This window comes from Streptomyces sp. NBC_00178 (genome assembly GCF_036206005.1).
GTDB lineage: Bacteria > Actinomycetota > Actinomycetes > Streptomycetales > Streptomycetaceae > Streptomyces.
Genome location: NZ_CP108143.1, coordinates 4,773,389 through 4,794,342, shown reverse-complemented (window position 1 = coordinate 4,794,342; position 20,954 = coordinate 4,773,389). Strand labels below are relative to the sequence as shown.

General features: G+C 72.0%; 20 protein-coding genes. 7 read left to right on the top strand and 13 right to left on the bottom strand.

From position 1 onward, the window contains the following. Window positions 1–26 precede the first annotated feature (26 nt). From OHT61_RS21145 to sigE, 5 genes are all read right to left on the bottom strand, one after another. Window positions 27–689: a hypothetical protein gene (locus OHT61_RS21145; RefSeq protein ID WP_329040378.1), complete on the bottom strand. Its 663-nt coding sequence runs from the start codon at window positions 687–689 to the stop codon at window positions 27–29. Between the two features lie 126 nt (window positions 690–815). Continuing rightward, window positions 816–1,283 (bottom strand): sec-independent translocase, encoded by a 468-nt coding sequence (locus OHT61_RS21140; RefSeq protein ID WP_329040376.1) that lies wholly within the window; start codon window positions 1,281–1,283, stop codon window positions 816–818. Window positions 1,284–1,391: 108 nt separating this feature from the next. After that, entirely contained in the window at window positions 1,392–3,326 is a 1,935-nt protein-coding gene (locus OHT61_RS21135) for a S1C family serine protease (RefSeq protein ID WP_329040374.1), read from the bottom strand. Window positions 3,327–3,416: 90 nt separating this feature from the next. After that, window positions 3,417–4,349 (bottom strand): zf-HC2 domain-containing protein, encoded by a 933-nt coding sequence (locus OHT61_RS21130; protein ID WP_329040373.1) that lies wholly within the window; start codon window positions 4,347–4,349, stop codon window positions 3,417–3,419. Then, the gene (gene sigE / locus OHT61_RS21125) at window positions 4,346–5,107 is read right to left on the bottom strand and encodes an RNA polymerase sigma factor SigE (RefSeq protein ID WP_329040371.1); all 762 of its coding nucleotides are present in this window, start codon (window positions 5,105–5,107) and stop codon (window positions 4,346–4,348) included. The genes OHT61_RS21130 and sigE overlap by 4 nt, the downstream gene beginning before the upstream one ends. A gap of 178 nt (window positions 5,108–5,285) precedes the next feature. Here sigE and OHT61_RS21120 point away from each other — a divergent pair, with 178 nt between their 5' ends. Next, entirely contained in the window at window positions 5,286–5,951 is a 666-nt protein-coding gene (locus OHT61_RS21120; RefSeq protein ID WP_329040369.1) for an O-methyltransferase, read from the top strand. 186 nt (window positions 5,952–6,137) lie between these two features. Here the strand turns inward: OHT61_RS21120 and OHT61_RS21115 are convergent, their stop codons facing one another. Continuing rightward, entirely contained in the window at window positions 6,138–6,305 is a 168-nt protein-coding gene (locus OHT61_RS21115) for a DUF3117 domain-containing protein (protein WP_003966491.1), read from the bottom strand. A gap of 325 nt (window positions 6,306–6,630) precedes the next feature. Between OHT61_RS21115 and OHT61_RS21110 the strand changes: the two genes are divergently transcribed. After that, complete coding sequence (locus OHT61_RS21110; RefSeq protein WP_329040368.1) at window positions 6,631–7,443, top strand: enoyl-CoA hydratase/isomerase family protein; 813 nt, start codon at window positions 6,631–6,633, stop codon at window positions 7,441–7,443. Between the two features lie 6 nt (window positions 7,444–7,449). Here OHT61_RS21110 and OHT61_RS21105 read toward each other — a convergent pair whose 3' ends face one another. Further along, window positions 7,450–8,031 (bottom strand): DNA-3-methyladenine glycosylase I, encoded by a 582-nt coding sequence (locus OHT61_RS21105; protein ID WP_329040367.1) that lies wholly within the window; start codon window positions 8,029–8,031, stop codon window positions 7,450–7,452. Then, window positions 8,028–8,429 (bottom strand): DivIVA domain-containing protein, encoded by a 402-nt coding sequence (locus OHT61_RS21100; protein WP_329043348.1) that lies wholly within the window; start codon window positions 8,427–8,429, stop codon window positions 8,028–8,030. Before OHT61_RS21100 ends, OHT61_RS21105 begins: the two co-directional genes overlap by 4 nt. Window positions 8,430–8,593: 164 nt before the next feature. On the opposite strand from OHT61_RS21100, the gene folP reads away from it, so the two are divergent. Then, window positions 8,594–9,466: a dihydropteroate synthase gene (gene folP / locus OHT61_RS21095; protein WP_329040366.1), complete on the top strand. Its 873-nt coding sequence runs from the start codon at window positions 8,594–8,596 to the stop codon at window positions 9,464–9,466. Between the two features lie 290 nt (window positions 9,467–9,756). Here the strand turns inward: folP and OHT61_RS21090 are convergent, their stop codons facing one another. Further along, entirely contained in the window at window positions 9,757–10,542 is a 786-nt protein-coding gene (locus OHT61_RS21090; protein ID WP_327115023.1) for a TIGR00730 family Rossman fold protein, read from the bottom strand. Window positions 10,543–10,627: 85 nt separating this feature from the next. Continuing rightward, entirely contained in the window at window positions 10,628–11,707 is a 1,080-nt protein-coding gene (dapE, locus tag OHT61_RS21085; RefSeq protein WP_329040365.1) for a succinyl-diaminopimelate desuccinylase, read from the bottom strand. A gap of 62 nt (window positions 11,708–11,769) precedes the next feature. Between dapE and OHT61_RS21080 the strand changes: the two genes are divergently transcribed. Together OHT61_RS21080 and OHT61_RS21075 are read left to right on the top strand one after the other, a co-directional pair. Then, window positions 11,770–12,675: a hypothetical protein gene (locus OHT61_RS21080; protein ID WP_329040364.1), complete on the top strand. Its 906-nt coding sequence runs from the start codon at window positions 11,770–11,772 to the stop codon at window positions 12,673–12,675. 307 nt (window positions 12,676–12,982) lie between these two features. After that, a complete protein-coding gene (locus OHT61_RS21075) occupies window positions 12,983–13,327 on the top strand; it encodes an ATP-binding protein (protein WP_329040362.1) in 345 nt (114 codons plus the stop codon). An 83-nt stretch (window positions 13,328–13,410) separates the two neighbouring features. Here the strand turns inward: OHT61_RS21075 and dapC are convergent, their stop codons facing one another. Next, window positions 13,411–14,541 carry a succinyldiaminopimelate transaminase gene (gene dapC, locus OHT61_RS21070; RefSeq protein ID WP_329040361.1) on the bottom strand — a complete coding sequence of 377 codons (1,131 nt, stop codon included), beginning with the start codon at window positions 14,539–14,541 and terminating at the stop codon, window positions 13,411–13,413. A gap of 72 nt (window positions 14,542–14,613) precedes the next feature. Next, window positions 14,614–14,934, bottom strand: a complete 321-nt coding sequence (gene fdxA / locus OHT61_RS21065) for a ferredoxin (RefSeq protein WP_014154250.1) — start codon at window positions 14,932–14,934, stop codon at window positions 14,614–14,616. A 117-nt stretch (window positions 14,935–15,051) separates the two neighbouring features. Between fdxA and OHT61_RS21060 the strand changes: the two genes are divergently transcribed. Together OHT61_RS21060 and OHT61_RS21055 are read left to right on the top strand one after the other, a co-directional pair. Then, window positions 15,052–16,053, top strand: a complete 1,002-nt coding sequence (locus OHT61_RS21060; protein WP_329040359.1) for a GNAT family N-acetyltransferase — start codon at window positions 15,052–15,054, stop codon at window positions 16,051–16,053. 29 nt (window positions 16,054–16,082) lie between these two features. After that, window positions 16,083–16,940, top strand: a complete 858-nt coding sequence (locus OHT61_RS21055; protein WP_329040358.1) for a transglutaminase-like domain-containing protein — start codon at window positions 16,083–16,085, stop codon at window positions 16,938–16,940. A 168-nt stretch (window positions 16,941–17,108) separates the two neighbouring features. On the opposite strand, the gene OHT61_RS21050 is transcribed toward OHT61_RS21055, so the two are convergent. Beyond that, entirely contained in the window at window positions 17,109–20,837 is a 3,729-nt protein-coding gene (locus OHT61_RS21050; RefSeq protein WP_329040357.1) for a hypothetical protein, read from the bottom strand. Between the last annotated feature and the right edge of the window lie 117 nt (window positions 20,838–20,954).

Below are 20,954 nucleotides of genomic sequence, written 5' to 3'. Positions count from 1 at the left end.
GCGGCCCCCACCCGTGTGCGTGTGGCTCAGGCCTCGTAGGAGGCGATGTCGCCGATCACCGCGAATCCCAGGCCGTAGGCGCTCATGCCGCGGCCGTAGGCGCCGATGTGGACCCCGTCCGGCGCCGATCCCGCGAGCACCCAGCCGAACTCGGACTCCCGGTAGTGGAACTCCACCGGCACCCCGTCCACCGGGAGCGACAGCGTCGACCACGGCTCCCGGCCGAGGTCGTCCGCGAGCTCGAACGCGGTCTCCGTCTGCTGATTCAGCCATTCGCCACGCAGGGTGTGGTCCATCTGCGGCGGCCACGTGCAGTCCAGCAGGCCCGAACCGGCCAGCCAGGCGGCCGACGAGACCGTGGTCGCGTCCAGCACGCCCGTACCGTCGTCGCTGTCCCTCACGGGGTTGTTGCCCACGGTCACGACCACCGCGAAGCGCGCCTTCTCCGCCCCGGCGTCGGCCCGCACGACGGGCTCCTCACCGTGCCCGGTGGAACCGTGCTGCACCGTGTCGTCCGCCGCCGCGGTGACGTGCATCAGCCAGCGCGGCCCGGTGAAGGCCCCGTCCAGTCCGTACCAGGGGAACGGCGCCTTGAGATAGCCGTCGACAGTACGCCGGGTCGCCGGCACCCCCTCTGCGGTGACTGCGCTGGGCGCATCGTCCGCCCCTACCCGACTCGTCGTCTCCATCTGTCCGGCCGCCTCCTCGATCTTCCGCTGATCCGGAGCGGCCCTCCCCCCGTGGGCATGGGCAACCTCGCAACCGGACAGATGGAGAATAGCCATACCGTCCGGACGAGTCGGGATTGACGGGTCTCAGGTGGCGTCTGCGTCGAAGGGCGGGCGCTCGTCCTTCGCGGGCTGCGCCGGCTTCTTGAGCAGATCGGGCCCGCCCGCCGCGGCACCGGAGGCGGCCCCACCGGCGGCGGCGGCACCGGCGGCCGACGCCGTCTCACGGCCGTTCACCGCGTCGGTGACGTCCGCCAGCTCCTTGCGCAGGTCGAAGCTCTCCCGGATCTCCTTGAGCCCCAGGTCGTCGTTGCCGCCGTCCATGAGCTGCTTGCGCACGAACGTCTTGGGGTTGAGGTCCTCGAACTCGAAGTCCTTGAACTGCGGGCCGAGCTCCGAGCGGATGTCCTCCTTCGCGCTGTCCGAGAACTCCCGGATCTTGCGGATGGTGCGCGTGACGTCCTGGATGACCTTCGGCAGCTTCTCCGGGCCGAATACGAGCACGGCGAGAACCACGAGCGTCAGCAGCTCGAGTGCGCCTATGTCATTGAACACCTTGATGCTCCTCGTGTTCTCTGCGAGTTCTCCCCCGCCAGGTCACCGGGGCCCGGACCGCTCCACGGTACCCGGCGAAGCTGCCGACGCGGTACCTGCGGGTGGCCGTCAGGTGCCGCTCGCCGAACCCAGCGTCAAAGTCATGGACAGGTCCTTACCACCACGTGTCAGCCGGACGCGGAGTTCGTCGCCGGGCCTGTGTGCGCGGATCTTGACGATCAGTTCCTCGCCGCTGTGCACACGCCGGCCGTCGACCTCGGTGATGACGTCGCCCGCCCGGATGCCCGCCTTGTCGGCGGGTCCCGCCTCGGTCACGGCCGGTCCACCGCTGTCCGCCTTCCCCCCGACCTTGGCCCCGTCCCCGGCGAACTCCATGTCCAGCGTGACGCCGATCACCGGATGGGTGGCCTTGCCGGTGTTGATCAGCTCCTCGGCGACCCGCTTGCCCTGGTTGATCGGTATCGCGAAGCCGAGCCCGATGGAACCCGACTGGCCGCCTTCGGCGCCCGCGGCACTGTCGGCGGCGCGGATGGCGCTGTTGATGCCGATCACCCTGGCCTCGGTGTCGACCAGCGGTCCACCGGAGTTGCCGGGGTTGATCGGGGCGTCGGTCTGCAGGGCGTCGACGTAGCTGACGTCCGTGCCGTCGCCCTTCTCGCCGCCCGCGGTGATGGGCCGCTGCTTGGCGCTGATGATTCCGGACGTGACGGTGTTGGAGAGGTCGAACGGGGCACCGATGGCCACGACCGGATCGCCGACCTGCACGTTGTCGGAGTTCCCGAGCGGCAGCGGCTTGAGCCCCGAGACCCCGGAGACCTTGACGACGGCCAGGTCGTACCCGCTGTCCTTGCCGACGACCTCGGCGGGAGCGGTCTCGCCGCCGCTGAAGGTCACGGTGATGTCGCCGGTCGAACCGGCCGGGGCGACCACGTGGTTGTTGGTGAGGATGTGGCCCTTGCCGTCGAGGACGAACCCGGTCCCGGTGCCCGACTCCGCGGAGCCGTTGACGTGGAGGGTGACGACGCTGGGCAGCGCGCTGGCGGCGATGCCCGCGACGCTGTCGGGAGCCCGGCCGCCGTTGTCCCGGTCGGCCTGCTGGAGTTCGACGGTGGCCAGGCCGCCGTTGCGTTCGACGTAGGCACCGATTCCGCCGCCGACCCCTCCCGCGACGAGGGCGAGGAGCGCGGCGCCCACGAGCAGGCTCCCGCGGCGGCCGCCGCGCGGGCGCCGGGTGTCCGCCACGGGGCCCGGGTGGCTCAGCGGCTGCTGGGGCGCGCCCCACGGGTCGTAGCGCATCCACTGCGAGGCCGGCGGGCCCTGCGGAGGCCGCGCCGGGCCACCGGGCTGCTGCGGCACGGCGTTCGGCGGCGCGTAGCCCTCGGTGGGTACGGCCGGGGCCGGGGCCGCCCCGTGGCCGTCGGTCCCCCCGTACGGCGGGGGTACGGGGGTTCCGTGGGCCGGGGTCGGCACGGGGCGCTGCACGGGCGGCGCGGGAGCCCACGGCCCGGGTCCGCCGTACGGCGGGGTGCTGTATTCGTCGGGTGCGTGCAACGGCTCCGCACGGGGCGCGGGGGCGAACGGCTCCGGGGCGAGGGGCCCGACGGGCGGCTGCGCGGACGCCGGTCGGGGCGGGTACGCGTCGGGGGCGGGCGCGGACGCCGGAGCCGCCGGGGTCCCGTGCGCGGCGGTCGGCGCGGACGCGTGACCCCCGGGGTCGGGCGCGGCTGCGTCCGGGGCGACGCGTGCGGGCGACGGCGGTGCGGGCGTGTACGCGTCCGCGCGGTCCTCGGCGGTCGTCGGCACGGGCACATGCCCGGCCCGGTCCGCCGGCGGGAGCGGAGGTGCGGGCGTGTAGTCCTCGGGTTCGGCGGCCCGGGGCGCCGATCCCTCAGGGGGCGCCGGCGCGGTCGCGCCGTGTCCGGTGGTGCCGCCCGTCGTTCCGGCGACGGGTGCCGCGTCCTCGGGACCGGCCGGGCCGGGCCGGTCCGTCGAGGGCCGGCTCCACCACTTCGTCTTCGGCCCGCTGGGCCTACCGTCGTCCATGCTCTCCCCGCAACTGGCCCTCGCACGCCTCACAGGGGCGTCCCTCCGGGGAATTCAACCAGGTTTGCGAATCCGTGCGCAGACCCGTGGTCAGCGGAGCGGGGAAAGCGCGGTGGTGCGGTCGGCCGGCAGCGGAGCGGAGGCCGTCGCGGAGGGTGCGGGCAGCGTCGGGTCGGTGCCCGGGCCGAGCGCCGCCGAGTAGAGCGGGCCGGCGTTTGTGGGCCGTATCAGCGGCGGGACCGCGACGTTGAGCACCGGGAAGGCAGCGGTGCCGCCGGCGAATGCGGACGCGTTCAGCAGGGCCGGTGCGGAGGCGAGCAGCGGCCTGGCGGACGAGGACGGTGCGGTCGTCTGCAGGGGGCCCCGCCCGTCTGCGACGGCGAGCGCCCCGCCGCGGCCCGCGGCGCGTGTGCTGCCGGTCCGCTCCTCGGCGATCAGCGGGGTCGTGCCGGTACCCGCCTCCTCGGCCCTCAACGGTGCGTCGGGGGCGTAGTCCAGGGGGAGCGCGCCGCCCAGCGCGATGGCCGCGAGCGAGACGGCACTGGCCGCCGCGAAGGCGAAGCGCCTGCCGCGCCAGGGGGAACGGTCGGCGTCCCGGCCGACGGCGTGGATACGGAAGCCGGACCCGGAGGGGCCGCCCGGCAGCACGGCGGTCGAGCCGTGGACCGTGGGCATGTATCCGAGGTCGCCGAAGTGGGTGCGCCCCGAGCCGGCCGGACCGCCCGGCTGCATCACGGGGAGGATCCCCTCACCGAAGCGCCGTCCGTCTCCGGGACCGTCGCCCGGGCCTGCGGGAAGTCCCTGGAGCCGGGCGAGGAAACCCTCGGAGGGCGAGGGTGCGGCGGAGGACGCGAAGGCGCTCTTCAGCCGGCGTTGGGCGTCGGCCTCGGCCTTGCACCTGGCGCAGGTCGCCAGGTGGGCCAGGACCCGCTCCCGGGCGTCGTGTTTGAGCTCGCCGTCGACGAGGGCGGCGAGCCGGTCCCCCAGATGCTGCTCCGCGGGGGTCGCACCTGTGCCGTTCACGCCGATCCTCCCTCCCCCGCCAGCACCGCGTCCGCCAGGGAACGCTGCTCGGCGCGCGCCTCGGGCGAACGGTGGCGGAGCGCCTTGCGCAGGTGCGAGCGGCCGCGGTGGATGCGGCTGCGCACGGTGCCGAGCTTGACGCCGAGCGTCGCGGCGATCTCCTCGTAGGAGAGGCCCTCGATGTCGCAGAGCACGACCGCGGCACGGAACTCCGGCGCGAGGGTGTCCAGCGCCTGCTGGACGTCCGCGTCGAAGTGCGTGTCGTTGAAGACCTGCTGCGGGGACGGCTCGCGGCTGGGCAGCCGCTCCGCCGCGTCGTCGCCGAGTGAGTCGAAACGGATCCGCTGCTTTCGGCGGACCATGTCCAGGAAGAGATTCGTCGTGATCCTGTGCAGCCAGCCCTCGAAGGTGCCGGGCGTATAGGTCGACAGCGACCGGAAGACGCGGACGAAGACCTCCTGGGTGAGGTCCTCGGCGTCGTGCTGGTTACCCGTCAGCCGGTAGGCGAGTCGGTACACCCGGCCGCTGTGCGTGCTGACGATCTCTTCCCATGAGGGCGGGGTCCACGCCTGAGAATCCGCATCTGAGGCGAAGGTCGCGGTCGGTGCGGAGTCGTTGGAAGAACGGTCAGCGGTGTTGGTCACGGATTTCGGCTCACCCGCCGACCTGAGAAAGCGCCGCAGCGCTCCTCCCCGATCCACAGGCGCAGCCGCACCTCCCCTATCGGCTCTGGTGGTGTCCAGTGGAGCCCCTACCATAGCCACCTCGCCCGTTAGCTCCGGATAAGCCTTTTTCCCTGCTCGCGCCCCGGTCCCACCGGGGGCAAGAGGCACATTCCGGGCCGCGCCGCGGGGCCCGGTCCAGCTGTTCTCCCGCACCCCCTCATAACGCCCGGTCCCATCTGCGGGTTCCCGGGCGCAGCGGATACAGTCACCGTTGCGCCAACTACGGGGACAGGAGAGGGTCATTACCGCCAACCGGCAGACGAGCTGGGCATTCGCCGACGCCTTTGTCGCCGAGGAAGAAGCTCTGCTCTGGGCCCGGGACCGGGCCCACGAGGCGGGGCTCCGCCCGGTGTCGTCAGGCACCGGCGCGGCGTTGCGCCTGCTCGCGGCCACGGCGGACGCCAAGGCGGTGGCCGAGATCGGCACCGGAACGGGCGTGTCGGGCATCTATCTGCTGCAGGGCATGCGCCCGGACGGTGTCCTGACCACCGTCGATCCGGAACCCGAGCGCCAGCAGTTCGCCCGCCAGGCCTTCCGGGCGGCCGGGTTCGCGACGAACCGGGCCCGCTTCATCCCCGGCCGGGCCCTCGACGTACTGCCGCGCCTCGCCGACGGCGGGTACGACCTCGTCTTCTGCGACGGCGACCGGCTGGAGAGCCTGGACTGCCTCGCTGAATCGTTGCGCCTGCTCCGGCCCGGCGGTCTGGTCTGCTTCGAGGGCGTCTTCGCGGACGGCCGCACGATCGACTCCGCCGCGCAGCCGGCCGAGGTGCTGCGACTGCGGGAGCTGCTGCGGGCGGTGCGCGAGAGCCAGGAGCTCATGGCCACGCTCCTGCCGGTGGGTGACGGACTTCTGTGTGCGGTGCGGCGCGGCTGACCGCCCGCCGCACGCCCTTCGGGGCGCCCCGACCGCAGTCGGCTCACCGTGGTCGACGCCCCGGCGCCGCCGCACCTCGCCTACCCGGCCCACCGGCGCGGGCGGTGTCCCCGCACCGCCCCGGACGCACCACCGCCCCGGCACGGAGTCCGTGCCGGGGCGGTGGTGAAGTGTGGGCGCTCCGCCTCAGCCGACGACCTTCTTCAGGGCGTCACCGAGTGCATCGGCCTCGTCCGGAGTCAGCTCGACGACAAGCCGACCGCCGCCTTCGAGCGGAACGCGCATGACGATGCCCCGCCCCTCCTTTGTCACCTCGAGCGGGCCGTCGCCCGTCCGCGGCTTCATGGCCGCCATGCTCGTTCCCCTTCCTGAAACCAGCTCATCGCAGCCGGCGGCTCCATGACAGGCGCTGCCTCACCGGCGTCGAACACAATGCTTCCTTCGCATTATCCCGCATCAGGGACCCCGATGACCAACATCGGTCGGCATCGCTTGCGCAACGCGCTTTCCCATAACCACCCAATTCGGCGATCCAGCTGCGATACTGCGCCGCCCGCGACCTCCGGTCGAGGTCCAATCGTTAGACGCAGGTCACATGCCCGGCCCGCCCGGAGTCCGCCATGCTTGCCTCGACAGTGCCCGGACGGGCACGACGCCGGAGCCGTAAGGGGATCAAGGAATGGCCGACACCATGGCTGACGCCGTGCTCACGGACGTGAGCGACGGGCTCGCGACGATCACGATCAACCGCCCCGACGCCATGAACGCCATGAACACCGCCGCCAAGGTCGCACTCCGCGACGCACTCCTGGCGGTCGCGGACGACCCCGCCGTACGGGCGGTTCTGCTCACCGCGACCGGGCGCGCCTTCTGCGTCGGCCAGGATCTCAAGGAGCACGTCGCCAAGCTCTCCGAGGCGCGCGCGTCGGGCGGCGGCAACGCGCTCAGCACCGTACGGGAGCACTACAACCCCATCGTGCGCGCCCTGACCGAGATGCGGAAGCCCGTGGTGGCGGGGGTCAACGGGGTCGCGGCGGGGGCCGGCTTCGGGTTCGCGCTCGCCGCCGACTACCGCGTGGTCGCCGACACCGCGTCCTTCAACACGTCCTTCGCGGGGGTGGCGCTGACCGCGGACTCGGGGGTCTCCTGGACGCTGCCCCGGCTGATCGGCGCGAGCCGCGCCGCGGACCTGCTCCTCTTCCCGCGGTCCGTCTCCGCGCAGGACGCCTACGAGCTCGGCATCGCCAACAAGGTGGTGCCCGCCGCGGACCTGGCGAAGGAGGCCCTGGCGGTGGCCCGCGCCCTCGCGGACGGCCCGACGGTGGCGTACGCGGCTCTGAAGGCGTCGATGGCGTACGGCGCGGCGCACTCCCTCTCCGAGACGCTGGAGAAGGAGGACGAACTCCAGACGAGGGCGGGCGCGTCGCAGGACCACACGATCGCCGTCGAGGCGTTCCTCGCCAAGCAGCCGCCGAAGTACCTGGGCAGGTAGGACCGGCTACCGGCCGCCCCGGGCCACACAGTCGGCGAGGTGGTCGTCGACCAGGCCGCAGGCCTGCATCAGCGCGTACGCCGTGGTGGGACCGACGAAGCGGATGGACCGCTTCTTCAGCGCCTTGGCCAGCGCGGTGGACTCCGGGGTGACCGCCGGGACGTCGCCGAGGGTGCGCGGGGCGGGCCGGGAGGCCGGGTCCGGGGCGTACGACCAGATGAGGGCGTCCAGCTCCCCCGGGCTCCAGCCCGCCAGCACCCGCGCGTTGGCGAGCGTGGCGTCGACCTTCGCCCGGTTGCGGATGATCCCGGGGTCGGCGAGGAGGCGTTCCCGGTCGGCGTCGGTGAACTTCGCGACCGCGGGGATGCTGAACCCTGCGAACGCGCTGCGGAACCCTTCGCGGCGGCGCAGGATCGTCAGCCACGACAGCCCCGACTGGAAGGCCTCAAGGCAGAGCCGCTCGAACAGGGCGTCGTCGCCGTGGACGGGGCGGCCCCACTCCGTGTCGTGGTAGGCGAGGTAGTCGTCCGTGGACAGGCCCCACGGGCAGCGCGGACGGCCGTCCGCCGCCGGCTGCGCGCCGCTCAACGCCCGTCCTCCTCGTCCTGCGCGCCGCCCTTGGCGCTCCCGCCGGTGAGCGGTTCGCCCGGACTCTTGAACAGGTCGGGTCCGGTGACCGCCGTGGCCTGCGCCCCGGCCAGTGCCGACTCCAGCTCCGCGATGTGCGCGTCGCGCTCGGCGAGCTCGGCCCCGAGGCGTCCGAGGGCCTCGTCCACGTCCGTCATGCGGTAGCCCCGCACCGCCATGGGCAGCCGCATGGCCTCGACGTCGGCGCGGCCGACCGGGCGGTTCGCGGGCAGCGGGTCCGTGAGCCGTTCCGGCTCGACGTCCTGCAGGACCGGGCTTGAGCCTCCACCGACCACCGCGAGGGTGACCGCGGCCACGACCACGGCCATCGTGACGAGCAAGAACCAGAACACGTGCATCTCCCGGGGAGCGGAATGGCTGTCCGGGTCAGATCGTGCCACGTGCCACCGACAGTGCGGGTTCTTCCTCCGGGACGGCCGCCGGCCGGCGCACCCGGCGCCGGGACGCCGTGTGATCGGCGAAGGGCCTAAGGTCGCAGGCGGACTACAGGAAGGAACCAGGAATGCGAAGCGGGGCGCTCAGGCTCGGGCGGCGGGAATTCGGGCCGCACGAACCGGTGATCATGGCCATCGTGAACCGGACTCCGGATTCCTTCTACGACCAGGGCGCCACGTTCCGCGACGAACCCGCGCTGTCCCGGGTCGAGCAGGCGGTCGCGGAGGGCGCCGCGATCATCGACATCGGCGGGGTGAAGGCCGGGCCCGGCGAGGAGGTCACCGCCGAGGAGGAGGCGCGCCGCACGGTCGGGTTCGTCGCCGAGGTGCGCCGCCGCCACCCCGACGTGGTGATCAGCGTGGACACCTGGCGGCACGACGTGGGCGAGGCGGTCTGCGAGGCCGGGGCCGACGTGCTGAACGACGCGTGGGGCGGTGTCGACCCGAAGCTGGCGGAGGTCGCCGCGCGCTACGGCGCGGGGCTGGTGTGCACCCACGCGGGCGGCGCCGAGCCCCGGACCCGGCCGCACCGGGTCGCGTACGACGACGTGATGGCGGACATCCTGGGGGTGACCGTGGGTCTCGCGGAGCGGGCCGTGGGGCTCGGGGTCAGGCCGGACGGGATCATGATCGACCCGGGCCACGACTTCGGGAAGAACACGCGGCACTCCCTCGAGGCGACGCGCCGACTGGACGAGATGACGGCCACGGGCTGGCCGGTGCTGGTCTCGCTGTCCAACAAGGACTTCGTCGGGGAGACGCTCGACAGGCCGGTGAAGGAGCGGGTGATCGGCACACTCGCGACGACGGCCGTGTCGGCGTGGCTGGGGGCGCGGGTGTACCGGGTGCACGAGGTCGCCGAGACGCGGCAGGTCCTGGACATGGTGGCGTCCATCGCGGGCCACCGGCCTCCGGCGGTCGCGCGGCGGGGGCTGGCGTAGCGGAGTCGGCCGGGCGCGGGCGGGGTTCCCGCCCTGCCCGCGTCCCCGCCCTGCCGGTCCGCGCGGATGACCCGCACACCGTGCCCGGAGGCACCCCGGTACGGGTGTGCCTCCGGGCGATGGGCCCGAAGGGCTGTCCCGTGATCCCCGGCGGGCGCGCGACGACAGCTACGGCGCCTCGCCGCATTGCCGGAACGCCCGAATACACCCCGTATGCGGACGTCCCTCCGCCCTGCGATGCACCGCATCAGACGCCGCGCGCTGATCCACCAGGGATCACGCGACAGCCCTCAGCGGCCCACTTCCTTCGTCACCAGCCTGACCGCCTCGTCCACGTCGTCCGTGATGTGGAACAGCATCAGGTCGCGTTCCGACGCCTTCCCGCCGGCGACGACCGTGTCCCGCAGCCAGTCGACGAGACCGCCCCAGTAGGCGGAGCCGAACAGGACGATCGGGAAGCGGGTCACCTTGCCGGTCTGGACCAGGGTCAGCGCCTCGAAGAGTTCGTCCAGCGTGCCGAGGCCCCCGGGCAGGACGACGAAGCCCTGGGCGTACTTCACGAACATCGTCTTGCGGACGAAGAAGTAGCGGAAGTTGACGCCGATGTCGACGTGCGGATTGAGCCCGGACTCGAACGGCAGCTCGATGCCGAGGCCGACGGAGACGCCCTTCGCGTCCCGCGCCCCCTTGTTCGCCGCTTCCATCGCGCCGGGGCCGCCGCCGGTGATGACCGCGAACCCGGCCTCGACCAGCGCCTTGCCGATCTGGACGCCCGCCTCGTAGTCCGGGCTGCCGGCCGGGGTGCGGGCGGAGCCGAAGACACTGATGGCGCTCGGGAGTTCGGCCAGCGCGCCGAAGCCTTCCACGAACTCGGACTGGATGCGCATGACCCGCCAGGGGTCGGTGTGCACCCATTCTGAGTCGCCCTCGGAGTCCAGCAGCCGCTGGTCGGTCGTGCCGGGCTGGACCTGCTCCCTGCGTCGCAGCACGGGACCCGTCCGCTGTTCCTCGGGCTTGACCGCACCCTCGGGAATCTGTGCGCCCTCGGGGATCCGTGCGTCCTCCGGGTTGCCCATGACCTGCTCCCTCCGCCGACCTGCGATGTGCGTGTGTCGCATCAGCGTAGATCGGCGGAGGTTACGCGCAGGGGAATGCCGTGGGTCAGGCGGTGAGCCAGGAGCGCAGGCGCTCCTCGCAGTGGGTGATCCGGTCGACGGACACGTGCTCGTCGCGCTTGTGCGCGAACAGCGCGTCGCCGGGGCCGTAATTGACCGCGGGCACACCGAGGGCGCCGAAGCGGGACACGTCCGTCCAGCCGAACTTGGGCTGGGCCGTTCCGCCGACCGCTTCCATGAAGGCCTTGGCGGCGGGGTGCGAGAGGCCGGGCATCGCCGCGCCGGAGTGGTCGTCGACGGTGAACTCCGCGACGCCGCAGTCCTCGAAGACCTCCCGCACGTGGGCCTCCGCCTGCTCGGGGGTGAGGTCCGGGGCGTACCGGTAGTTGACGACCACGGTGCAGGAGTCCGGGATGACGTTGGTGGCGACGCCGCCCTCGATGCCCACGGCGTTGAGCCCCTCGTGGTACTCGAGGCCGTCGATGACCGGGCGGCGCGGTTCGTACGCGGCGAGCCTGGCCAGCACCGGTGCGGCGGCGTGGATGGCGTTGGACCCCATCCAGCTGCGTGCGGAGTGGGCCCGCTCCCCCGCGAGGCGCAGGTGCACCCGGACGGTGCCCTGGCAGCCGCCCTCGACCTGCGCGTCGGAGGGTTCCAGGAGGACGGCGAAGTCCGCGTCGAGCCAGTCGGGGTGCGCCTCGGCCACGTGTCCGAGGCCGTTGAGGTGGGCGGCCACCTCTTCGTTGTCGTAGAAGATGAAGGTGAGGTCCCGGTTGGGTTCGGGGACCGTCGCCGCGATCCGCAGCTGGACGGCGACGCCGGACTTCATGTCGGAGGTCCCGCATCCCCACAGCACGCCGTCGGCGTCGAGCCTGGACGGCACGTTGTCCGCGATCGGCACGGTGTCGATGTGGCCGGCCAGGACGACACGCTCGCCCCGGCCGAGCCGCGTCCTCGCCACGACGTTGTTCCCGTGGCGGTCCACGGTCAGGTGCGGAAGGGTGCGCAGCGCCGCCTCGACGGCGTCGGCGAGGTCCTTCTCCTGCCCGCTGACCGACGGGAAGTCGACCAGCCGCGCGGTGAGCGCGGGGCCGTCGAGTGAAAGGTCGAGCGTGTGTCCATCCATGGCCACGAGCCTAAGGGAATCGGGTCTCGGCCCCGGTCGTACTCTCCAGTACGGTGGGCCCCGTGCCCACGACCGCAGCCTCGTCCCGCCGCCGCCGCAGCCGTCTCTACCGCGTCACGGCGGCCCTCGTCGTGTTCGTGGCCGTGGCCTGCTACATGGCCCTGCAGTACCTCTCCGGCAACCGGGGCTCGCCCCGTTGCACCGTCGGCCCTTCGGACGGCGGCGAGGGGCGCACCTACACGCTGAGCCCGGAGCAGGCCGCCAACGCCGCGACGGTCTCCGCCGTGGGCACCACGCGCGGCCTGCCGGAGCGTGCCGTGACCATCGCCCTGGCGACCGCGCTGCAGGAGTCCGCGCTGCGCAACATCGACCACGGCGACCGGGACTCCCTCGGGCTCTTCCAGCAGCGCCCCTCGCAGGGCTGGGGCACACCCGGGCAGATCATGGACCCCGTCTACTCGTCCGGGAAGTTCTACGACCACCTCGTCGACGTCCCGGGCTACTCGCGACTGCCCCTGACCGTGGCGGCCCAGCGGGTGCAGAAGAGCGGGTTCCCGCAGGCGTACGCGAAGCACGAGCCGGATGCCGCGCTGCTCTCCGCCGCGCTGACCGGCCGGGAGCCCGCCTCACTGACCTGCTCGTCCGCCGCGGCCACCGCCCCGGGGCCGGGTGACGCGGCCGAGGTGCGCGCCGATCTGGTGCGCGCCTTCGGCAGAAGCGTCCTGCCGCCCGCGCCCTCCTCCGCGGGCGCCGCCGCCGCGAGCACGGTCTCGGTGCCCGTACCCACCGAGGACGGCGGGGCCTCCCGGCGCGGCTGGGAGCTCGCCCACTGGGCGGTGGCGCGCGCCGGCACCCTGCGGATCGACCAGGTCTCGTACGCGGGGCGCGTCTGGACCGCGGACACGGGCTGGCGGACGGAACGTGAGGATTCGGGCTCCGAAAGCGTCCGGATGAGGCTCGTTCACTAGTACGCCCCGTCCTCCGTACGGGCAGTCCGGCCCCGCCCCGCCGCGGTCCGCCGACGCCTCCCCTCCCGCCTCTCCCGCAGGGGTGATCCCCTTGCGGCACAAGGGAAGTGACGCTTCATCAGGCTGCGGCCGAATACACCGTTCGCCCGGGTTCCTCCGTTGCGGATTATCTGACGCGTTGCGCAGTCTTTACCTCGGTGCCCCGCAACCTTCCCCGCCCCCGGACCTGTTGTTCAGTGCGTCCGATCACCGGACAGGCGGATCCCGCATCCGCCGGCAACCGTTGACGTACCGCCGAAGGAGCAACATGTCCCTCCCCCTGACCCGCCGGATCGCCCGTGCCGCACTCCTGATCGCCGCGGCGGCGCCCGTGGTCGGCGCGGCCGGCGCCGCGAGCGCCGCGGGGCTTCCGCAGACCCCCGCACTCGGTGGCCTGACCTCGCTCGACGGCGCGGGCCTGAGCAGCACGCTGGACTCCACCTCGAAGCAGGGTTCCGAGGTCGCGAACGACACCGGCGGCAAGGTGGTCGGCACGACCCTCCCCGCCGCGGGCAAGTCCCTGCAGCAGGCCGGCTCGGTGGCCGAGGGCGAGCTGTCGGGCGACACCCTGCCGACCGACAGCCTGCCGACCAAGGGCCTGCCGATCGGCTGATCAGCCGGTGTGCGCGCCGCACGGACGCGCGAAGGGGCCTCGGGAGTGCGCACTCCCGAGGCCCCTCGGCGTTCGTCCCGCCGTCAGGCCAGCCGTGCGACGGCCGCGTCCACGCGCTCGTCCGAGGCGGTCAGCGCCACCCGTACGAAGTGGTCGCCGGCCGGACCGTAGAAGTCGCCCGGCGCCACGAGGATGCCGAGCCCGGCGAGGTGCGCCACGGTGTCCCAGCACGGTTCGTCGCGGGTGGCCCACAGGTAGAGGCTGGCCTCGCTGTGCTCGATCCGGAAGCCGTGCGCCTCCAGCGCCGCCCGGAGCACGGCGCGCCGCCGGGCGTACCGCGCCCGCTGCTGTGCCACGTGCTCGTCGTCGCCGAGCGCGGCCACCGTCGCCGCCTGGACGGGCGCCGGGGTCATCATCCCGCCGTGCTTGCGGATCTGGAGCAGCTCGTGCAGGACGGCCGCGTCACCCGCGACGAAGGCCGCCCGGTATCCGGCGAGGTTGGAGCGCTTGGAGAGCGAGTGGACGGCGACGACGCCCTCGTACGTCCCGCCGCAGACGTCCGCGTGCAGCACGGACACGGGCTCGGCCTCCCAGCCGAGTTCCAGGTAGCACTCGTCGCTGAAGACCAGCACCCCGTGTTCCCGCGCCCAGGCCACGATCCGGATCAGCTCGTCCTTCGGCAGGACCCGGCCGGTGGGGTTGGAGGGGGAGTTGAGCCAGAGGAGCTTCAGCCCTTCGGGGTCCAGCTCCGTCGGGTCGTCGTAGACGACGGGCTCGGCGCCGCAGAGCCGCGCACCCACCTCGTACGTCGGGTAGGCGAGCCGCGGGTAGGCGACCCTGTCGCCCGGGCCGAGGCCCAGCTGGGTGGGGAGCCAGGCGACCAGTTCCTTGGAGCCGACGACCGGCAGCACGTTCTCGTGCGCCACGCCGGCCGCGCCCAGCCTGCGCTCCACCCAGCCGGTCAGCGCGTCCCGCAGCGCCTCGGTGCCCCACACCGTCGGATAGCCGGGGCTGTCCGACGCGGCCTTCAGCGCCGCCTGGATCAGCTCGGGTACCGGGTCGACGGGGGTGCCGACCGACAGGTCCACGATGCCGCCCGGGTGGGCGGCGGCCGTCGACTTGTACGGCGCGAGCCTGTCCCAGGGGAACACCGGGAGGCGGGAGGAGACGGGGGCTGCTGCGGACACGGAACTCTGCTTTCTCGTACGTGGCATTGCTGCCGGAAACACCTCGGTCCCGCACGGTGACGAGCCGTACGGGACCGGGCGGCGCTCGTGCGGCCGTCGCTACTGGTTCTGCGGGGGCAGCGCGGCGATGAACGCGTGGTCGCGCTCGATGAGGCCCAGCTTGGAGGCGCCACCCGGGGAGCCGAGGTCGTCGAAGAACTCGACGTTCGCCTTGTAGTAGTCCTTCCACTCCTCCGGGGTGTCGTCCTCGTAGAAGATGGCCTCGACCGGGCAGACCGGCTCACAGGCTCCGCAGTCGACGCACTCGTCCGGATGGATGTACAAGGACCTGGAGCCCTCGTAGATGCAGTCGACGGGGCACTCCTCGATGCAGGCCTTGTCCTTCACGTCGACACAAGGCTGCGCGATGACGTAGGTCACGCTGTCGTTCCTCCTCGGTAGGGCGTTGGCTCTCGCGCGGGAGCGCGGCGTCGTCGATGCCCGCCCCTAGTATCTCCGTTCCGGGGCACGATCCGAACAGGAGGGGCGTACAGAGCTGTGGAATTCACCATCGGCGGACAACTCGAGGTTCGCATGACACCCGCTGACGTGGGCAAACGCGTATCCGTGCGGCGCGTCGCCGAAGCACCCGCCGAGGGGGCCAGGTTCACCGATACGGTCGGAGTTCTCACATCCTGGGATGACGGCGTGCTGTCCGTCACGACGAAGCAGGGCCGGATTGTCCGCATTCCGGAATCCTCTCTGGTGGCGGGCAAGACCGTGCCCCCGGCCCCGGCACGCCGTCGCGGACCGGCCGCCTCCTTCGCGGAACTCGCCTCGGCCACCGCACGCGCCTGGCAGCCCGTGGAGAGCGAAGCGCTCGGCGGGTGGCTGCTGCGCGCCGCCGGCGGCTTCACGCGCCGCGCCAACTCCGCGCTCCCGCTGGGGGATCCGGGGCTCCCCGTCGGCGAGGCGCTGGAGCGCGTGAGGGCCTGGTACGCGGCCCGGGACCTGCCGGCGTACGTCCAGGCCTCCACGGGCGCCGAGGGCACGCAGGAGCGGCTGTGCGCGGATCTGGAGGACCACGGGTGGCGGCGCGAGGTGTCGGCCGAGGTCCGGATCGCGGCGCTGGCACCCCTGGGCGACCTGGACGCGGACGTCTCCGCCGTGCGGACGGCACGGGAGACGGACGCCGCGTGGCTCTCCCGCTACCAGCGTTTCGAGACCCCGGGGCCGCACGTGCTGGAGGTCCTGGGCAGCGGGCCCTCCGTGTGGTTCGCCTCCGTACCGGGCGAGGACGCCGACGGGGTCCCCGCCGCGATCGGCCGGTGCGTGGTGGACGGCCGCTGGGCCGGCTTCATGGCCGTCGAGGTGGGCCGGGAGTACCGGCGGCGCGGTCTGGCGACGGCCGTCATGGCGGCACTGGCGCGCGTGGCGCTCGACGAGGGCGCCTCGGCCGCGTGGCTGCAGGTGGAGGCGGACAATGAGGGGGCCCGTGCGCTGTACGACGGCATGGGCTTCGCGACCCACCACCTCTACCACCACTTCCGGCCCGCGTAGCGGGGACAGCAGCAGGGGTACGTGTGCACATGAACGCCCAGGATTCCGCCACCGCCGAGCGACGGCGACGGTTCGCCGAGGAGGCGCGCGCCGAGCGCCCGGACCTCGCGCTGCTGTGCCTGCTGCTGGGGGCGGAGGCGTATGCGGCACCCGGCCCCGCCGGGGAGGCCGATCCGTACGGCATCGACGCCGCGCAGATCGAGCTCGACCGGCTGGCCGGCCTCCTCCCCTACGGCGCCCGCGACGCCCGCGCCTGGGCGTCCTCGCTCGCGGAACTCCTCGGCGGGCGCTGCGGTTTCACGGGCTCGCCGCCGGACTACCAGCGGCTCGAGTCATCGCTGCTGCAACAGGTGCTGCGGCGCCGCAGGGGACTGCCCATCCTGCTCTCCGTGGTCTGGATCGAGGTCGCGCGGCGGGCCGGCGCCCCCGTGTACGGGGTGGCCCTCCCCGGACACTACGTCGTCGGTTTCGGCGACCCGGCGCAGCGCGTGCTGGCCGACCCCTTCGCCGGGGGCGTCCCGTTGAGCGGCGAGGACGCCGGACTGCTGGTGGCCGGTACGACGGGGGCGGCGCTGGAGCCGTCGATGCTCGTACCCGCGAGGCCGCTGGAGACGGTGCTGCGCATCCTGAACAACGTCAGGGCCTGGGCGTCGGCCCGCCCCGAGCGCACCGACGTGGCGCTGTGGGCGCTCGAACTCTCCCTGCTGCTGCCCTCGCACCCGGCCAGGCTCCGCTACGAACGGGCCCAGCTCCTCGTGCAGCGGGGCGAGTTCATGCGCGGAGCGGCCGAGATGGACGAGTACGCCGAGATCGTCGACGGTATCGAGCCGACGGCGGCCGAGGCCATCCGCCATCGCGCCCAGGCCGCCAGGGCGCTGCTGAACTAGGCCTTGCGACAGGCGGATCCGGGCTGTGGACGACACGGCACCGGCCTGTCGCGGCAGCGGGTGGATCCGCGCGCCGCGACAGGCCGGTCGGTGAGGGTGGTGTCCGCCATCCGGTCGGACACGGTCTCCCCGGGGCTGTCTCACACGGCCTCAGGCGACATCATCCGGTCACACGGGCGACAGGTCCCAGACGTCCGCCGCCCAGTCGGGCCGGTCCGTGATCGTCACTCGCCCGTGCAATCCGCCGCCTGTGAGATACAGGGGCTCGTCGCGATCATCGGGACCCGTGTGATTGCCCAGCAGGAATCCGTATTGCGCGGGTTCCAGACACCACAGGAAGCTGTCGGCGTTGGGCACGAACTCATGCATGGTGACGTGGTTGTTGTTGGCAGGTGTCCCCGCGTCGCCCGTCGACGTCATGTAGCGACCGTCGTTGGCCAGGTAGTAGCACTCGTCCTGACCGGTCCTGCCTGCCGGGATGGTGATGAACTGCTCCTCGGGCGCGTCGTCGTCCTCGTCGAGCACGACCGGGTATTCGTCGATGGCGTCGCTCCAGGCGTTGAGGATCCAGGGCGCCCCGTCCTTCGACCTCAGCAGTACCTCGTTGCGACTGCTCGTGGCCTCGGTGTCCCGCAGGAACCAGCGCTGGTTGGCCGCCTGGTCGACCTGGTTGTGGGCGAAGAGCGCGCCCCCCTTGAGGTCCGCCGTGAGGAACTGCCCGGTCTTGAAGTTCTCCAGGCTCCAGGTTCCGTCGCCCTCGTAGTTCGGCTTCCACAGCTGGTCGAGCGCCGGGGTCTTCCAGAGGACGATCTTGCCGTCGAGCTTTCCGCCCTCCTGTCCCAGGTACTGGTTGAAGTACTTCGGATCCTTGGAGAGCAGGTTGAAGTAGCCGGGATGTTCGGAGGACTCCTGGAGTCCGAACTTCAGGTTCGCACCCGGGTTCTTGTAGTCGAACTTCACGTCGCCGATCACGTTGCTGCCGGCGCTGGCGAACCCTGCCACATTGAGGGTGTGGGCGCTCATCACGATGACGTCGTTCCGCGGGAGTGCCGGCGTGCTGGACGGTGCGGGGGCACTGTCCGGCAGGTCCCTGAAGCGGGTGAAGACGGGGTAGTGGTCGGAGTCGTTGTAATCGGTCATCACGGCCGTCGCGTCGGGCTGGATCCCTCCCAGTTCCGCGATGCGGGGCGTGACCATGTAGTCGAGCGTCCGTGACGGATTGTGGTGTGTCGGAGCAGTGGATGCCACCGTGCCCAGCCATGGCATCCCCGCCGCGACCGCTCCGGCTCGCAGATCGCCGGGCTCGCGGTTGAAGTCGCCGCCCGCAGCCCAGGGCAGCGCCTGGTCGTCGGGGCCCAGACCGGACATCACGTCGGCGATGTTGCTCAGCAGGGCCGGAGCGTCGGCGCCACTGTTGTCCGCACTGGCGTGCACGGTGAAGTAGACGACGCCACCGATCCGGACGCCGAGCGCGGGCCGGCCGCCCTGTACACCCGGGCTGACGACGAACAGGTCCTCCGGGGCGATCCGTGTACGGCTGGCCACAGCGAGGTTGACGCGTCCGTACCCGCCGTCGGCGGTGTCATTGGTGTGCAGCCAGTAGATGTATCCGTTGGCCCGGCTCGGTGTGGGCTGGAAGCGGTATTCCCGGATCCGGGGCTGCGTGCCGTCGGGACGCGTGTAGTGGGTCTGGGCGTAGTCGCCCACCAGGGTGATCCGGGCAGCCGCGCCCGTCGGCGGCACACCGGCCTCCTGGAGGAGAACGACGTCGGCGCCGTTCGAACCGCCCTCCAGCAGGCTGCGCACGTCTCGGTACTTGTCCCAGGTACTGCCGTTCTTGGTGGTGGTCGCGCCCTGCATGTTCCAGGTGGCGACGTTCCTCGTCGTTCCGGCGCGGGGGTCGAGCTGGCCGTCGACCTTCGCCAGGAAGAGGGACGGCCGCTTGCCCAGATCGGCGGGAACCACTCCGTGGCCCTTGTAGTCCAGGGTTTCCCGGCCGGTCCAGTCGGGGATCGCCTGCCCGCCCTGGCTGAGGGACTCGAACTCGTCGGGCTCGTCGTTCTTGGAACCGAACTGGAACGCGGTGCCGGACTGCGCGCCGTACGGGGTGTACGGCTCGAACGCTCCGCCGGGGGTGGTCTGCTTGATCAGCGTGTTGTTGTAGAAGACGTTCTGCGGGCCGGAGGAACCGGACCACTTGACCGCCTTGGGCCCGGCCGCCCACCAGACGGGGTACCAGGTGCCCTCGTCGATCTCACCGCCCTCGCCGCCGCAGTTCGCCTGGCAGTTGGCCGAGCGGTGCTCGTACGGAACCCTGACGGTGTTCCCTTCGAACAGGTTGTCGTGCTCCCAGCCACCGTGGAGGTTCAGGTCGGAGTCGAGGTCGTTACGGAAGGCGACGTTCCCACTGGCCGACCACTGGAAGGTGAAGTGGCGCAGATTGCGGCTGAGGTTGTAGGCCCACAGGGAGTTCCACACACGGCTGCCGCGCAGGTAGCCGTTGCCTCCCTTGCCCTTGTTCCAGGCACCGTCGAAGCTGTTGCGCTCGATCTGCAGGTTGAGGGCGTTCTCCGTGACGATCGGGTGCGAGCCGGTCATGGTCGCCTTGAGCCCGCGGGCCCAGCTGTTGGCGGCCCACTTGTACACGATGCCGTGCATGGCGTACTCGGGGGCTATGTTGCCGTAGTTGTGGACTGCCTGCTCCGGGGTGAGCTGGTAGGTCCCACCGCCCAGTTTCGGCACGCCGTTCATGTCCTGGGTGAACGCGAAGTTCTCGAAGCCCACTCCCTCCACGACGTTCAGGGGAGTGACCTTGCTCGCATACGGCTTGTCGCCCAGTGCATCGGAGCCGTCCGAGGTGGAGTCCACCGGCAGGTCCCACTCCAGCGGACGGTCGAGCCTGATCGTTCTGGCACCGGCGTCGACGTCGAGAACCCTGAACATCTGCTGGCGCATGTGGAGGTCTTCCATCATGCCCTCGTCGCTGACGCCCTGTTGCTCGTAGAACTTGACGCTGTTGGCCGCGCCCACCCAGACGTAGCCGCCCGGTACGAACTTGGACATGGGGGCCGTCGAGATCAGCTGGACGGTCGTGCTGCCCTTGCGGGCGGAGTACGCCGTGTCCCCCGCCGCACCCGCGACCTTGACGCCCGACGCCCAGTGCTGGTTGACCGAGCCCTCGAAGATGTCCTTGCGGTTGGCCGCAGCGGCCGCCCAGTCGTCCTTGTACCGGTCGGCGACGTCCCGGGTCTGCACCCGGAACATCCCGCGGCCCGGCCACATCCAGCCGCCCGTGCCGATGTCGCTGCCGCTGCCGGCCTTCATGCTGTCCTGGTCCCAGCGCCCGTTGACCACCGTGTCGTAGCGGGTGTTGACGTCCGGCCGGAACACCAGCTTCGTGCCGCCGTCGCCGGAGCCCTGCCCGCGGACGACCAGGAAGCTCGCGTCCACGTAGATCTGACGGGAGAGGTCGATGCGTCCGGAGGGCAGGGTGATGAGCGAGAGCCGGTCGTAGCTGGCCGACGGCGAGCACTGGCTCTTGATGTCGTCGATGGCGCGCTGCAGGCCGGTCGTGTCATCGGCACCGTCGTCCGCGGTCACCTTGTACTCGGACGAGAGCCGTGCGGGGGTGATGAGGCAGGATGCGTCGCTGGTCATCTCGCCGTCGCCGGGAAGCGGGGAACCGCCCCGGTAGCCCGCTCGCGACCAGTCCGGCATGCCGGGGGGCGAGGTGGCCCGGTTGGCACCGGTGAGGTCCGGTCCTTCCGCACCCGGCCCCGAAGTCGCGGCGGGCGCCTTCGCCGGGGAGGCCATGGCCTGGCCCACCGCGAGCGACGGCAGGCCTAGGGACAGCAATAGGCCGGACACCAGTACGGCAACCGGTCTGAGGCTTCTCACGTGAGCTCATTTCTGCATCGATGCGTGTGGTGAGTGGGGAGGCCCGTGCTCGTCCGGTGGCCGTGGGCGACTCGCCTGCGGCGTGCCGGCCGCGTCCCGGACCTGCGGGCCGGGCAC